We start from the raw sequence: 15,056 nt of genomic DNA on the forward strand, positions 1-15,056 counted from the left end.
GGGGCATCAGGGGGATACGGCCCTTTCCGCCTTTCCGTCACGCAGCCTTTTTCTGTACCTCGTCCGCGAAGCGCGCCAGTTGGGTCGCCACCGTCGCCGCGCCGTTGAGCCGCTTGTCCGCCGTCGGCCAGTCGCGGATGAGGACGACCGACTGATCGGCGCGGATCTTCGCCGACGCGCCCTGCTCGGCGATGTAGCGGACGAGCGCGCCGGGGTTGGGGAAGGTCTTCTCCCGGAAGGTGATGACGATGCCCTTCGGCCCGGCGTCGAGCTTCTCGATATTGGCCTTGCGGCACAGGGACTTGATGAACACCACCTTGAGGAGATGTTCGACTTCGGCCGGCAGCGGCCCGAAGCGATCGATGAGCTCGGCGCCGAAGGCGTCGATCTCCCGTGCGTCTGAGAGGTCCGCCAGCCGCCGGTAGAGCGTCATGCGAAGCTGCAGATCGGGCACGTAGCCCTCCGGGATCATCACCGCGGTGCCCAGCGCGATCTGCGGCGACCACTGGCCATCGCTCTCCAGCTCTTCGCCCTTCATCTCCGCGACCGCCTCTTCCAGCATCTGCTGGTAGAGTTCGAAGCCAACCTCCTTGACGTGGCCGGACTGCTCGTCGCCGAGCAGATTGCCGGCGCCGCGCTGGTCGAGGTCGTGGGAGGCCAGCTGGAAGCCCGCGCCGAGCGTATCGAGCGATTGCAGCACTTTGAGCCGCCGGTCGGCGCCCTTGGTCGGCGTCTTGTTCGCCGGAATGGTGAGCAACGCGTAGGCGCGCACCTTGGAGCGGCCGACACGACCGCGAAGCTGGTAAAGCTGCGACAGGCCGAACATGTCGGCCCGGTGGACGATCATGGTGTTGGCCGATGGGATGTCGAGACCGGATTCGACGATCGTCGTCGACAGCAGCACGTCGTATTGCCCCTCGTAAAAGGCGTTCATGATGTCGTCGAGTTCACCCGCCGCCATCTGGCCGTGGGCGGTCGCCACTTTCAGCTCCGGCACGTCCGAATCGAGAAACGCCTTCACGTCGGCCAGATCGGAGACGCGCGGGCAGACATAGAAGCTCTGCCCGCCGCGATAGCGCTCGCGCAGCAAGGTCTCGCGCACCACCAGCGGATCGAAGGGCGATACGAAGGTGCGGACCGCCATGCGGTCGACCGGCGCCGTGGTGATCAGCGACAGCTCGCGAACGCCGGTCAGCGCCAGTTGCAGGGTGCGGGGGATCGGCGTCGCCGACAGCGTCAGCACGTGAACGTCGGATTTCAGTTCCTTGAGCCGCTCCTTGTGCTTGACGCCGAAATGCTGCTCCTCGTCGATGATCAGCAACCCCAGATTCTTGAAGCTGATGGCCTTGCCGAGCAGCGCGTGGGTGCCGACGACGATGTCGACGGTGCCTTCGGTGACGCCCTTCTTGGTCGCTGCGAGTTCCTTCGACGTCACCAGCCGCGAGGCCTGTGCGACATTCAACGGCAGGCCGCGGAAGCGCTCCGCGAAGGTCTTGAAGTGCTGGCGGGCCAGCAAAGTGGTCGGCACGACGACGGCGACCTGCAGGCCGTTCATCGCCGCGATGAACGCCGAGCGCATCGCCACCTCGGTCTTGCCGAAGCCGACGTCGCCGCAGATCAGCCGGTCCATCGGCCGCCCGAGCGCCAGATCGTCGGCCACCGCGTCGATGGCGTTCATTTGGTCCTCGGTTTCCTCATAAGGGAACCGGGCGGCGAATTCGTCAGTGAGCCCTTCCGGCGGCAGCAGCTTCGGCGCGCCGCGCATCTGCCGCGCGGCGGCGATGCGGATCAGCCCGTCCGCCATGTCGAGCAAGCGCTTCTTCAGCTTGGCCTTGCGCGCCTGCCAGGCGCCGCCGCCGAGCTTGTCGAGCATCGCCTCCGAGCCCTCGCCGCCATAGCGCGACAACAGCTCGATGTTTTCCACCGGCAGGAACAGGCGGTCCTCGCCGGCATAGCGCAGTTCCAGGCAATCATGCGGCGCGCCCGCCGCCTCGATGGTCTTCAGGCCGACAAAGCGGCCGATGCCATGATCGACGTGAACGACGATATCGCCCTCGTCGAGGCCGGAGACCTCGGCGATGAAATTCTTGGCGCGCTTTTTGCGGCCCCGCCGCACCAGTCGGTCGCCGAGAATGTCCTGTTCGCCGACGACGGCGAGATGGGGGGTCTCGAAGCCCGCCTCAATGCCGAGGACGGCGGTCACGACGAGGTTCTTGGGGGCTTCGTTCAGCTTCTTGAGGTTGTCGACGGGCTTCAGGCCTTCGAGCCCGTGTTCCTCGACGACCTGGCTGAGGCGCTCTCGCGAGCCCTCGCTCCAGGCCGCTAGCAGCACGCGTTTGCCGTCGGCGCGCAGCCGGCCAATATGGTCGACCGCCGCCTGAAAGACGTTGACGTCGCCGCTTGCGCGCTCGGCCGCGAAATTGCGGCCTCGGCTGATCTCGAGATTGAAGACGACATGATTGGCGGCGTCGCTCGCGCCATAGGCCGACAGGCGGATCGGGTCAGCACTGGCCAGACCGCCCGCCAGTTCGTCCTCCGACAGATAAAGATCGTCCGGATCGACCGGATGGTAGGGAATGGACTCCCCGCTGGCCTCGCCGGCATTGCGTTTGCGTGACTCGTAATGATCGCCAATCGTCTCGCGTCGCTCGCCGACCGCTTCGAGCGCCAGGTGGTCGAGAACCATCGGAAAGCCGTGGCAATAGTCGAACAGCGTGTCGAGCTTTTCGTAGAACAGCGGTAACCAGTGCTCCATCCCGGAGAAACGCTTGCCCTCGCTGATCGAGCTGTAGAGCGCGTCGTTGCGCTGTGCGGCGCCGAAGCGCTTGACGTAATTGGTACGGAAGCGGCTGACCGTCTCCTCGCGCAAGGTGATCTCGGAGACCGGCGTGAGTTCGAAGCTCTGCAATTGCCGGGTCGTGCGCTGGGTCGCGGGGTCGAAGCCGCGGATCGTCTCCAGCGTATCGCCGAAGAAGTCGAGGCGCACCGGCTCCTCCTCGCCCGGCGCGAAGAGATCGAGAATGCCGCCGCGCACCGCGAATTCGCCGCGCTCGCGCACGGTGGCGACCCGATCGAAACCGCCGCGCTGGAGGGCGCGCACGATGTCTTCCATGGCGATGCGGTTGCCGGCCTTGGCCGCGATCGTTTCCTCGCCGAGAACAGCGGCCGGCGGCATCTTCTGCAACAGCGCGTTCGCCGTCGTGAGAATCAGCGCGCGGTGCGGTTCGCGGCGCAACGCCCCGAGCGCGGCCATCGCCGATAGGCGGCGCGCCGCCACCTCGCCCGAGGGTCCGACCCGGTCGTAGGGCAGGCAATCCCAGCCCGGCAGCGTCAGCACCGGAAGCTCGGGCGCCACGAATTTGAGCGCGTCCTCGAGTTCGCCAATCCGGTTGCCGTCGCGCATGACGTAGACCACCGGCTTCTTCGCGCCGCGAAGGCGTGCGATGTCGGCGAGCAGGAACGCCTCGTAGCCGTCGAGGACGTTGCCGATCTCAAGGCCCGCGCCTTTCATCAGCGCTCTTTTCAACGGCTCAGGCAGACTCATGGCCGAGGCTCCTCCTCCACGACGTGAAAGTCCCGAATCCGCCGGAACACGCTGGTGTCGAAATTCGCCGGCGTTGCCGTTTCCCCGGTCAGCCACTGAAAAAGATCGCGGTCGGGCGCTTCCATCAATTGCTCGTAGTCGTGGAGCTCGGCGTCGGTCAGACGGTCGATCTCGGCGTCGGCGAAACGGCCGAGCACCAGATCCATCTCGCGGATGCCCCGATGCCAGGACCGGAACAACGCCTTGCGGCGGCGGACGTCGAGATCGCTCGAAGAGCGCTGCATACCAGTCATATCGAACCTGTCGTGTGAGTGAGGCTTCTATATAGGGCTGGACCGGCCCTGTCAGCCTTGCCATCGGCCCATATCCGACTAAACCTCGCCCACGATGCGCCCTTCGATCCTCGACCCGCTGTTTGCCCCCGTGACGACGCTGGAAGGCGTGGGACCGAAGGTCGCAGCCCAGTTCCAGACGCTGCTGGTCGGAGCCGGCGAGACCGTGCGCGTCCGCGACCTCCTGTTCCACCTTCCGACCGGCCTGATCGACCGGCGCAAGCGCGCCGAAATCGCGACCGCACCGGAGGGCGGGATCGTGACGCTGACGGTTCGCATCGACCGCCACCAGACGCCCGGACGGGCGGCGAAATCGGCGCCATACAAGGTGTTCGCCCAGGACGCGACCGGCGAGATCGCCCTCACCTATTTCCGCGGTCAATCCGGCTGGCTAGAAAAGCTCCTACCAATCGGCGAGACGATGATCGTGTCCGGCCGGGTGGAGTGGTTCAACGGCCGCCCGTCGATGGTGCATCCCGACTTCGTGGCGTCGGTCGACGAAGCCGAATCGCTATCCCTGGTCGAGCCGGTCTATCCGATGACCGCCGGGCTCTCGCCCAAGATCCTGCGCAAGGCGATAGGCCAGGCAGTGGAGCGCCTGCCGACGATCCGGGAGTGGATCGATCCGTCGATCGTCGCCAAGCACGGCTTCCCGGACTTCGGAGCCGCGCTGAAGCGCCTGCACGATCCGTCCGACGAACGTGATCTGGCGCCCGAGGGCGCCGCCTTCAGCCGGCTCGCCTATGACGAGTTCCTGGCCAGCCAATTGGCTCTCGCGCTGTCGCGGCAACGCATGAAGAAGGCGCGCGGCCGCCCGCTCACCGGCTCCGGCGCCCTGGCGGCGCGGCTTCGGGCGACGCTTCCCTTCGTTCTCACCGACGCCCAGCAAGGTGTCATCGCCGAGATCCTCGCCGACATGGCGGACGAGGACCGGATGCTGCGCCTGCTGCAGGGGGATGTCGGCGCCGGCAAGACGGTGGTGGCGCTGATGGCGATGGCGACGGCGGCTGAGGCCGGGGCGCAATCGGCGCTGCTTGCCCCGACCGAAATTCTGGCGCGCCAGCATTTCGATAGCCTCTCGAAGCTTTGCGAGGCGGTCGGACTGAAGATCACCCTGCTGACCGGCCGCGATACCGGCAAGGCGCGGGCCGCCAAGCTCGCGGCCATCGCTTCGGGCGAGGCGCAGATCGTCGTCGGAACCCACGCGCTGTTTCAGGAGGGGGTCGAGTACCGCGACCTCGGCCTCGTCGTCGTCGACGAGCAACACCGCTTCGGCGTCCACCAACGGCTGAGCCTGACCGGCAAGGGGCGCGCGGCCGATCTGCTGGTGATGACCGCGACGCCGATCCCGCGTACCCTCGTCCTTGCCGCCTTCGGCGACATGGACGTCTCGCGGCTGGAAGGCAAACCCGCCGGGCGCAAGCCGATCACCACCGTTGCCGTTCCGATGGAGCGGCTGGACGAGATCGTCGATCGCGCCGGGCGGGCGATGGCGGCGGGCGACCGGCTCTATTGGGTCTGTCCGCTGGTCGAGGAATCGGAAAAGAGCGACCTGATGGCGGCCGAAGAGCGGTTTCGCCAGCTCAAGGGTCTGTTCAGGGACATGGTCGGGCTCGTCCACGGCCGGATGAGCGGCGAGGAGAAGGACGCCGCGATGGCCGCCTTCAAGGCCGGGCGCACGAAACTCGTCGTCGCGACGACGGTGATCGAAGTCGGGGTCGACGTTCCCGACGCATCGATCATCGTCATCGAGCACGCCGAGCGCTTCGGCCTGTCGCAACTGCACCAGTTGCGCGGCCGGGTCGGGCGCGGCGAGAAGGCTTCGTCCTGCGTGCTTTTATACCGCGCGCCGCTCGGCGAGACGGCTGCGGCCCGCATCGCGGTGATGCGCGAAACCGAAGATGGATTCCGCATCGCCGAGGAGGATCTAAAGCTGCGCGGCGAAGGCGATCTCCTCGGCACCCAGCAGTCGGGCATGCCGTTCTTCCGAATCGCCTCGATGGAACATCACGCCCATCTGATGGAGATCGCCCGCGATGATGCGCGGTTGATCCTCGCGACCGACGGCGATCTGAAATCTGAGCGCGGCGAAGCGCTCCGCACGCTGCTCTATCTGTTCGGCAAGGACGAGGCGGTGCGGCTGCTGCGCTCCGGCTGACGCCAGCACTCTTGTGGCTACTCGGCCGGCTCGATCGGCCGCTCGGTCCGCTTCTCGCGCGCGGCGACCACGCGCGAGGCTTTCGCCATGCTGACCGGCTTGTGCTGGCGCACCACCTCATCAGGCGAAACCAGCCCTGCCGAAATGACCAGCCGCAACGCCGCCTCTATGCTCATATCGAGCACCCGCACGTCCTCCCGTGGCACGAAGAGCAGGAAGCCCGACGTGGGGTTGGGTGTCGGTGGCAAGAAGACGGCGAGCATTTCCTCGCCCTGGTCGGAAAGCACCGTCGCGATCTCGCCGCGGGCGGTCGTCGCGACGAAGACGAGACACCAGACGCCCTTGCGCGGATATTCCATCAGCGCCGCGGTCTTGAACGACGACGACCGGTCGGCGAGGACCGTCTCGAAAATCTGCTTGAGCGCTGTGTAGACGGAGCGCACCAACGGCGTTCGGCTGAGCAGGTGCTCGCCCCACCGGACCACCGTCCGGCCGATGAAATTGGCGGTCAGAAAGCCAACCAAGGTGATCAGCACCAGCGCCACGATCAGGCCAAAACCCGGGACGGCAAAGGGCAGATAGGAATCGGGAAGATATTGGACCGGGATATAGGGCTTCACCCAGCCATCGACCCAGCCCATGAACGACCAAGTGATCCAAGCCGTGATCGCCAGCGGCGCGCAGACGATGAACCCGGTCAGAAAATAATTACGCAGACGAGCCATTATCGCCAAAAATCCCCAGCGCCGGTACGGCGCCCTGCTAAGGCGCCGCAGACGCCAAGCGATTGAAACATCGCGATCCGACACTGCAATTGCAAGATGATTTTCGCAATTGCGAAGACGACGGCTCGGCTTATTCGACGGTGACCGACTTCGCCAGATTGCGTGGCTGGTCGACATCCGTGCCCATCTGGATGGCGGTGTGATAGGCGAGCAGTTGCAGGGGGATCGCGTAGACGATCGGGGTCAGGATTTCCGGCATGTCCGGCAGGACGATCATCTCGGCGCCCTCCACCGCGCCGCTGGCCGCGCCTTTGACGTCGGTGATCAGGATGATCTCGCCGCCGCGCGCCGCGACCTCCTGCATGTTGGAGACCGTCTTTTCGAAACTCCGGTCGTGGGGTGCGATGACGACGACCGGCATCGTCTCGTCGATCAAGGCGATCGGCCCATGCTTCAACTCGCCGGCGGCATAGCCTTCGGCGTGGATGTAGCTGATCTCCTTGAGCTTCAGCGCACCTTCCATTGCCAGCGGGAAGGAGAAGCCCCGTCCGAGGAACAGTGCGTGCCGCTTTGTCGCCATGTTCCGCGACAGCACCTCGATCCGGTCTTCGAGCTGGATCGCCTCGTTGGTCAGCCGCGGCGCTTCGGCCAGAATGCGGGTGAGTTCAAGTTCCCGCTCGGGCGAAATCACCCCCCGGTCGACGCCTGCCTTGATGGCCAACGCGGCGAGCGCCATCAGCTGACAGGTGAAGGCCTTGGTCGACGCGACGCCGATCTCGGGGCCTGCCAGCGTCGGCAGCACGAAATCGGATTCCCGCGCGATCGTCGATTCCAGGACATTGACCACCGCTGCGGTTTGCAGCCCCTCCGCCTTCGCGTAGCGGAGCGAGGCGAGCGTGTCCGCGGTTTCGCCGGATTGCGAGACGAACAGCGCCAGATCGACGTCGTCGAGCGGGCTTTCGCGGTAGCGAAATTCCGACGCCACATCGAGGTCGCAGGGAATGCGAGCATAACGCTCGAAGTAGTAGCGGCCGACCAGCGCCGCGTAGTAGCCGGTGCCGCAGGCCGACAGCGCCATTCGATTGACCTTGGAGAAATCGAGCGACTGTCCGTTCGGAATCCGCGTCCGGCCGGTCGTCATATCGACGAAAGCGCCGAGGGTGTGGGACAGCACCTCCGGCTGCTCGTAGATTTCCTTCTGCATGAAATGCCGATGGTTGCCCTTGTCGACATAGAACGCCTTGCCGGCAGAGTGCCGGATTTCGCGGGTCACCGGCCGGGCGTGCGCGTCGAAGATATCCACCCCGTCATGGGTCAGGACGACGAAATCGCCCTCTTCCAGATAACGGACCGTGTCGGTGAACGGCGACAGCGCGATGGCGTCCGAGCCGAGGAACATTTCGCCCTCGCCCTCGCCAACCGCAAGCGGGCTGCCGCGGCGGGCGCCGATCAGGATGTCCTCGTTGCCGTTGAACAGGAAGCCGAGCGAGAAGGCGCCTTCCAGACGGCCCAGCACGGCATGGACGGCATCCTTGGGCGACAGGCCGCGTTTGAGCTCGCGCGTCACCAGATGGGCGATCGTCTCGGTGTCGGTCTGGCTCTCGAAGGTCACGCCCTCGGCTTCGAGCTCGGCCTTGAGGTCGCGGTAGTTCTCGATAATGCCGTTGTGGACGACGGCGAGCGCCTCGGTCGCATGCGGATGGGCATTCGGCTCGGTCGCCGCGCCATGGGTCGCCCAGCGGGTGTGGCCGATGCCGATCGTGCCGTTGAGCGGCGCGTCGTCGAGACGCTTGGCCAGGTTCACCAACTTGCCCTCGGCACGGCGACGGGTGAGCACCCCTGCTTCGAGCGTCGCGACGCCGGCCGAGTCATAGCCCCGGTATTCCAGGCGCTTCAACGCGTCGACGAGACGATCCGCGACTGGTTCGCGACTGATAATGCCGATGATTCCGCACATGGGATGGTCCTTGGATATGTCGCTCGAACGAAGCGGCGGGACGACGAGATGGACGAGATTCTAGCGTCCACGGCCGCTTGCCGGGATTCACGTTTGGTGTCGCGAGATTACGCCGGGTCGGGCTGTTTGGCGCTTTTGGCGGCTTTCGCCGCCGCATTGCGTTCGGTGATCTGGCGGCCGCGATCGGGCTTGGTCACCTGCCGTCCGCGTGCGATCGCCAGTGCTCCGTCCGGCACATCGTCCGTCACCACGCTTCCCGTCCCGACATAGGCGCCGTCGCCCACCCGCACCGGTGCGACGAGCGCGGAGTTCGATCCGATGAAGGCGCCTTTGCCGATTTCGGTCAGATGCTTCAGCGCGCCGTCGTAATTGCAGGTGATCGTGCCCGCGCCGATATTGGCTTTCGCACCCACGGTCGCATCGCCCACATAGCTGAGATGATTGACCTTGGCGCCGGCGGCGAACTGGGCGTTCTTTACCTCGCAGAAATTGCCCACCTTGGTGTTTTCCGCGAGCCGCGTGCCGGGGCGCAAGCGCGCGAACGGTCCGATCGAGGCCCCCTCGCCCACCGTCGCGCCCTCGATATGGGAGAAGGCGTGGATCACGGCGCCGGTGGCCACGGTCACGCCCGGACCGAACACGACATTCGGTTCCACGAAGGCGTCGGCGGCGATCTCAGTGTCATGGGCAAAGAACACGCTCGTCGGATCCATGAGCGTCACCCCGTCGAGCATCGCCTGGCGTCGCCGCGCGGTCTGCCAGAGGGTTTCGACGGCGGCGAGTTCCAGCCGCGAGTTGACGCCGAGAACCTCGTCGGCATCGGCTTCGACGGCCTTGACGCTGCGGCCGGCGCGGCGGGCGATCTCGACCAGATCAGTCAGGTAATATTCGCCCTTGGCATTGTCGTTGCCGATCGCGTCGAGCATATCGAGCGCACGGTCTCCGGCGAACGCCATGACGCCGGCATTGCAGAAGTCGACGGCGCGTTCGGCCTCGCTGGCGTCCTTCTCTTCGCGGATTGCGACAAGTTCGCCGCCCTCTTCGATCAGCCGGCCGTAGCCGATCGGATCGGTGGGCCGAAAGCCGACGACGCAAATTTCGGCCCCTTCGGCGAGTGCGGCTCGGGCTCGCGAAAGCGTATCCGGCCGGATCAGCGGCGTATCGCCGAACAAGACGAGGACATCGTCGCAGCCTTCGGCGATAGCGGCACGCGCGGCCAACACCGCGTGGGCCGTGCCCAGCCGCTCGGTCTGCGGATAGGTCGCGACCTCGGCGATATCCTGGCGCACGGCCGCCGCGACGGTCTCGCCGTCACGCCCAACGACGACGGCGACGCGGTTCGAGCCGGCATCTCGTGCCGCACGGGCGACGTGCCGGATCATCTCCAGCCCCGCCACCGCGTGCAGCACCTTGGATTGGGACGATTTCATTCGGGTGCCTTCGCCGGCAGCCAGAATGATCGACAGGCAGCTTCTCGCCATCGGCAACTCGCAAAAATCACATCAAGACGGCGAGGCCATAGCACAGGCCGGCCGAAAAAGGATGTGTCGGCCGCCTCGATCAGCCGATGGTCTGGAACACCGGAAAATTCTCCAGCAGCCAGAACGACATCGTCTGCATGCTGCCGGTCAGGAACAGGAGGCCGGTAACGACCAAAAGGCCTCCCATCACCTTCTCCACCGTGGCGAGATGCGCCTTGAAGCCGTTCATCCAGCGGAAGAAGGCTCCGGAGAACGTTGCCGCGAGAATGAACGGAATGCCGAGGCCGGCCGAGTAGAAGGTGAGCATCAGCGCGCCCTCCCCGACCGTGCCCTTGGCGCCGGCCAGACCGAGGATCGCTCCGAGTACCGGCCCGATGCACGGCGTCCAGCCAAAGGCGAAGGCCAGCCCCATCAGATAGGCGCCGACGACGCTGCGCGGCTTGTCGGGCGCCGTCAGCCGCGCTTCCCTCGACAGGAAGGACAGCCGGAAGACGCCGAGGAAATTCAGACCCATGATGATGATCGCGATGCCGGCGACGATACCGAGCCAATCGAGATTTTGTCGAAGAACCTGTCCGATCGTGCTGGCGCCGGCGCCGAGCGCCACGAATACCGTGGAAAAGCCGAGCACGAAGACGAGCGAAGTCACGATCAGCCGCGTATAGCGGGCCGAGCCGAGCTGCGGCCCGGCGCGCAATTCGTCGGCGGAGACGCCCGCCATGTAGCACAGATAGGGTGGCACCAGCGGCAGGACGCAGGGCGACAGGAACGAAAGCGCTCCCGCAAAGATAGCTGTCGGGTAGGAAAGTTCGGCGAGCAAGGCATGCCTCGGTTCTATCGCATTGATCCGATTCGCGGGTCGCCCGACACCGGCCCGGCTTCACTGCGCGCGAAACCGCCGTTTGAGGGCGACGATCTGGGACGCGGACCGTCGGCCGAGTCTTAATTGCCCGAGCGCCGCGCGGCAAATCGCAAATCCGTCACCGGGAGCGGCGATTTCCGGTTGACCGGCATATGCCGCCTTTCTATGTTCCGCCCGTTCTCGCCGGGTCGCTCGCGCCCCGGCGGTTCGAGCGCGTAGCTCAGTTGGTAGAGCAACGGACTTTTAATCTGTAGGTCCAGGGTTCGAATCCCTGCGCGCTCACCAAAAATCATAATAGAATCAATACTATACAGCACGTTGCAACTGACTTTGCTCGATTTTGGCCGAAAGTTCCATAAGGGTTCCATGGTGAGGCTTAAGAAAAAGGTCGCTCGACTGTTTCGATGAGGCCGTCCCGTGTTGTAGCCATTACCCTTGATTTACAGGGGTTTCCCGATAATATGGACAGCTCCACGCGACATAGGAGACATATTTGTCAGGTGTAGTGGAAGACGCGGAGCGGAAACGGGAGTGGGACGATTACCGGGGCTTCTTGGAGGAGCTCGTGGAAAGCGGCGACATTGACGAACAGCCTGCCGAGGGCATTACAAAGCTGGTTATCAGCAAGGGCCTAGATTCGCTTAGCGAAAGGCAGCGTTACGTTTTTAAAAGGGACGTGCAAGATAAGTTTCCGCAGCCGCGTTGCGAGCAATGCGAGGAACTAATCCCGTGGTCTGAAGCGTATGAGCACGTGCACTCCCCGGGCAAATGCTCAAGCTGTCAGCATAGCTTTGACAGGTTCATGGAAGAACGCTGAGCCGGGGCAGCACGGTGCCGTCGCGCATTGTCCCGTTTAATTTGTCAGTTCCGAGTTAGAGCGTTTTCGGGAAAAGTCCGGTCAGGCATCGTAACCTGCGTGGGCGAAGAAGTTTTCGCATTCCTTGGGCTCGAAGCGATCGATCGCGAGGGACACGGCGTCCCACAATTCTGGAATGGATCGGGCGGCGACCTTTCGCAAGAAGGCCTTCAGCTTGGCGAAGGCCATCTCGATCGGATTGAAGTCGGGCGAGTAGGGCGGAAGATAGCGAAGGCATGCACCGGCCGCCTCTATGATCTCGCGGACACCTGCCACCTTGTGAGCCGGTAGGTTGTCCATCACGACGACGTCGCCGGGCCGGAGCGTCGGCACGAGGACGCGGCGCAGATAAACCAGGAATGCTTCGCCATCCATCGCGCCATCCAGGAGCCAGGGAGCGACGATCCCGTCAAGGCGCAAGCCCGCCGTGAAGGTCGTGGACTTCCAGTGGCCGTGAGGCACGGCCGCCCGGCAGCGCTCGCCGCGCGGAGCGCGACCACGAAGCCGTGCCATCTTGGTATTGAGGCCGCTTTCGTCGATGAAGATCAGGCGGCTCGGGTCGAGATCGAGCTGTCCGTCGAACCATTGTTCTCGCGCCGCCAGGACGTCCGGACGCTGTTGTTCGGCCGCGTGCGCCGTCTTTTTTTGTACGTAATGCTGCGCTTTGCGAAGAACTCGTGGACCGTCGTCAGGCTGGCTTTGACGCCGCGCTCGGTCGCAAGATGCTCGGCGATCTCGGCCAGGGTGATGTCCCGTTCATCGGTATCCACCAAGGCGAGAATGAACGCCTCGTGCGCATCCAGCTTGGAAATCTTCGGCTTGCCCTGCCGGCCCGGCTCCAGCCTGCCGCTCGAACGCCAATCGCGATACCACGCGCCAGACGTCGAAATTCCGATCGAAAACCGGCGCGCCGCTTCCCGGGTCGACAGACCTTCGTCTATTGCCGCGACGACACGCTTTCGCAAATCCAGGCTGTAGGCTCGCGCCATGCCACTGCTCCTTCCACAAATCACTTCGATCAGGGAATCAGAACAAGCCGTTCAACGCAAACCCGCGACTCCGATTAAGACAAAACGGCTCTAGGTTGCAAGGCATACACCGGAGCGTGTCGATACGTATGGCCTCTGGTATCAGCCCGTCGCAGCCGACGCATCGCACCAAGTCCACCAGCTTGCCGCCTTGGAGACGCTCGCGCCGCCCGCTGGAAGGTGCCACTGCAGAATTTCGTGTCGCTCTTTCTCGCGTCGGGCCTGCCACGCTGCATGGCTTGCCTTCCAAGTCGCGTAGGAATCCTCGTCCATCGTTGCCGATCAAGCTTCGCCGCCTTGGCGCAGACAAGACCGCGGTGACGTCTTTGACGCCGGAGCGACATGGCCTTTGATCGAACGTTCGCCTCCGTTTTTCCCACAGGGGTGCAACGTGCGCGGCAGTGCTGATAACCTGCGGCGGTGGGCGGCATTGCTTGTCGAATTCACGCCTCGGTCTATCGCCATCGGGACCGAATTTTCCTGGCGGCCGGGTGCTTGCGATTAACCACGGCGCGATAATTCAGTGGATTGGTCTGCGAGCCGTTGCCTATTTAGGCAGATGAGATCGGAGTTTCGAAATGGCCAAAGACAATACCGACAATTCATCGAACGATATCGCCGACACTCTTGAAAGAGAGTTGAGCGACGAATTCGGCAAGGCTGTGTCGCAGTCATCGAAGAGTTCTTCAGTCCCCGCCAATCCGAAAGGCGCGACGCCGGTGGCGCTACCGCGTCGAATTGCAGGTGGGTTTCTCGGTGTGCGGGACGACCTCGACGAGCGCGCGCGCGAATGGCGGAACATGTCCCGCGCCATCGCGCAGCAGCGTCCTCTGTTGGAAACGCTGGAAGCGGAACGCGGCGCGCTGCTCGAGACATTGGCCAAGACGGCCGAGGAGGCAATTGCCGACGGCAAGGCGCTCGCGCTGCTCATGGAGAGCACCAAGAATGGTGACGTGACGGGAAATCTCACCGAGCGGTTCGACGCGAGCGTCAATACATTGGAGGAGTTGGCTGGAGTCTCGACCGCGCTGACCGACAATCTGTTGTCCCTACGATCGAGTTGGGAGCAATATTTCAGTTTGGTTCTCAAGGGCCAAGAGATGCAGGAGGGGCGTCGGCAGGACTGATCGGGCATAACCGATCACCGTTAACCGGCGATGCCGCTATATTTTGCCCGTCACCACACGGGCATTCAGCAAGTCGACGTTTCGCAGCGGACCATTCGACACAGATTGCGCCATTTCGGAAATTCCGTTAGGGAAGAAGTGCTTCTCACGGTGGGCACAACCTCGTCGGGAACGTAGGCAGTGTAGCGGCTCCCAACCGCTACACTGCCTCGCGCATCCGCTTCATTCGAGCATTGCTCCGGGGGCTTGGACAGGCACCGCGGGGTCCGCCTGCACGGATGTCGACCTTATCGGCGACGATGCGACGCAAGCATCCTTGTCCAAACGCCCTTCGATTTCCATTTTAATCCCATGACAAAAGAAATTCTTGAATCGCACGTCACGGGCACGATGCAGGCAGCGATCGACGATGTGATGGTATCCGCGGCAGCGCTGACCGACGCGGTGAACGCCGCCGCCGATCTCGGCGTGCGGGTGGAACTCGAGATCGTCCCGCTTGCCAGCACCAGCCACCGGAAGGTCGTGGCCCATGTCGCCCATCCCGACGAAGGCCGGCGGCCCGAAGACCTGAATTCGGCGAACGACGGCTGAAACCGGCGTCCGCTCGGCCGTTTGAGACACGCGGCATGCGCCATCACGCGGAATTGAGCGTCGACGGTTTGTCGCTGCACCGGTTCCGTTCGATCCTTTTCGCGTGACGCGAAAGGAGCAAGCAATGGCGAGTCGGCTGATCATGCTGATGGCGGCGGTGGCGCTGACGGCGATGGTTCTCGCCTTCCCTGCCCGCGCGGGCGATGCGTCAGATGTGCGGGCCGCGATATCCGGCCAGCTCGAGGCCTTCCGGTCCGACGACGGCGCCAGCGCCTATTCCTACGCCGCGCCGAACATTCAGGCGATGTTTCCCTCGCCGCAAATCTTCATGGGCATGGTCCGGTCGGGCTACGCTCCGGTCTACCGGTCCAGCAACACCGTCTTCGGCGCGCTGG

10 protein-coding genes, 1 tRNA gene and 1 pseudogene are annotated in these 15,056 nt (G+C 64.3%); 5 read left to right on the forward strand and 7 right to left on the reverse strand.

Annotation, left to right across the window (positions count from 1 at the left end; all coding sequences use genetic code 11):
* Positions 1-37 precede the first annotated feature (37 nt).
* Together mfd and VQ044_RS06495 are read right to left on the reverse strand one after the other, a co-directional pair.
* Entirely contained in the window at positions 38-3,544 is a 3,507-nt protein-coding gene (gene mfd / locus VQ044_RS06490; protein WP_442872867.1) for a transcription-repair coupling factor, read from the reverse strand.
* Positions 3,541-3,837: an FAD assembly factor SdhE gene (locus tag VQ044_RS06495; RefSeq protein WP_327622143.1), complete on the reverse strand. Its 297-nt coding sequence runs from the start codon at positions 3,835-3,837 to the stop codon at positions 3,541-3,543. The genes mfd and VQ044_RS06495 overlap by 4 nt, the downstream gene beginning before the upstream one ends.
* A 94-nt stretch (positions 3,838-3,931) precedes the next feature.
* Here VQ044_RS06495 and recG point away from each other — a divergent pair, with 94 nt between their 5' ends.
* Positions 3,932-6,034 (forward strand): ATP-dependent DNA helicase RecG, encoded by a 2,103-nt coding sequence (gene recG / locus VQ044_RS06500; protein WP_327646121.1) that lies wholly within the window; start codon positions 3,932-3,934, stop codon positions 6,032-6,034.
* A gap of 17 nt (positions 6,035-6,051) precedes the next feature.
* On the opposite strand, the gene VQ044_RS06505 is transcribed toward recG, so the two are convergent.
* The 4 genes from VQ044_RS06505 to VQ044_RS06520 form a co-directional block, all read right to left on the reverse strand.
* The gene (locus VQ044_RS06505) at positions 6,052-6,759 is read right to left on the reverse strand and encodes a DUF502 domain-containing protein (RefSeq protein ID WP_327646122.1); all 708 of its coding nucleotides are present in this window, start codon (positions 6,757-6,759) and stop codon (positions 6,052-6,054) included.
* Positions 6,760-6,889: 130 nt separating this feature from the next.
* A complete protein-coding gene (glmS, locus tag VQ044_RS06510) occupies positions 6,890-8,716 on the reverse strand; it encodes a glutamine--fructose-6-phosphate transaminase (isomerizing) (RefSeq protein WP_327646123.1) in 1,827 nt (608 codons plus the stop codon).
* A 107-nt stretch (positions 8,717-8,823) separates the two neighbouring features.
* Positions 8,824-10,197, reverse strand: a complete 1,374-nt coding sequence (gene glmU / locus VQ044_RS06515; RefSeq protein WP_327646124.1) for a bifunctional UDP-N-acetylglucosamine diphosphorylase/glucosamine-1-phosphate N-acetyltransferase GlmU — start codon at positions 10,195-10,197, stop codon at positions 8,824-8,826.
* Positions 10,198-10,276: 79 nt separating this feature from the next.
* On the reverse strand, positions 10,277-11,017 hold the full coding sequence (locus tag VQ044_RS06520; RefSeq protein ID WP_327646125.1) for a cytochrome c biogenesis CcdA family protein: 741 nt from the start codon (positions 11,015-11,017) through the stop codon (positions 10,277-10,279).
* Between the two features lie 251 nt (positions 11,018-11,268).
* Between VQ044_RS06520 and VQ044_RS06525 the strand changes: the two genes are divergently transcribed.
* A tRNA-Lys gene (locus tag VQ044_RS06525) sits at positions 11,269-11,344 on the forward strand.
* A 613-nt stretch (positions 11,345-11,957) separates the two neighbouring features.
* On the opposite strand, the gene VQ044_RS06530 is transcribed toward VQ044_RS06525, so the two are convergent.
* A protein-coding gene (locus tag VQ044_RS06530) for an IS630 family transposase (RefSeq protein WP_327646127.1) occupies positions 11,958-12,904 on the reverse strand; the annotation gives its coding sequence in 2 pieces (ribosomal slippage) (positions 11,958-12,556 and positions 12,556-12,904; 948 coding nt in all).
* A 617-nt stretch (positions 12,905-13,521) separates the two neighbouring features.
* Between VQ044_RS06530 and VQ044_RS06535 the strand changes: the two genes are divergently transcribed.
* The 3 genes and pseudogenes from VQ044_RS06535 to VQ044_RS06545 all read left to right on the forward strand — a co-directional run.
* Positions 13,522-14,070: a hypothetical protein gene (locus VQ044_RS06535; protein ID WP_327622136.1), complete on the forward strand. Its 549-nt coding sequence runs from the start codon at positions 13,522-13,524 to the stop codon at positions 14,068-14,070.
* A 390-nt stretch (positions 14,071-14,460) separates the two neighbouring features.
* Positions 14,461-14,661 carry a hypothetical protein gene (locus tag VQ044_RS06540; protein WP_331827655.1) on the forward strand — a complete coding sequence of 67 codons (201 nt, stop codon included), beginning with the start codon at positions 14,461-14,463 and terminating at the stop codon, positions 14,659-14,661.
* A 172-nt stretch (positions 14,662-14,833) separates the two neighbouring features.
* A pseudogene (locus VQ044_RS06545) lies at positions 14,834-15,007 on the forward strand (DUF4864 domain-containing protein); the annotation flags it as partial.
* Positions 15,008-15,056 lie beyond the last annotated feature (49 nt).

Source organism: Aurantimonas sp. C2-5-R2 (assembly GCF_036549495.1).
Taxonomy (GTDB): domain Bacteria; phylum Pseudomonadota; class Alphaproteobacteria; order Rhizobiales; family Rhizobiaceae; genus Aurantimonas; species Aurantimonas coralicida_A.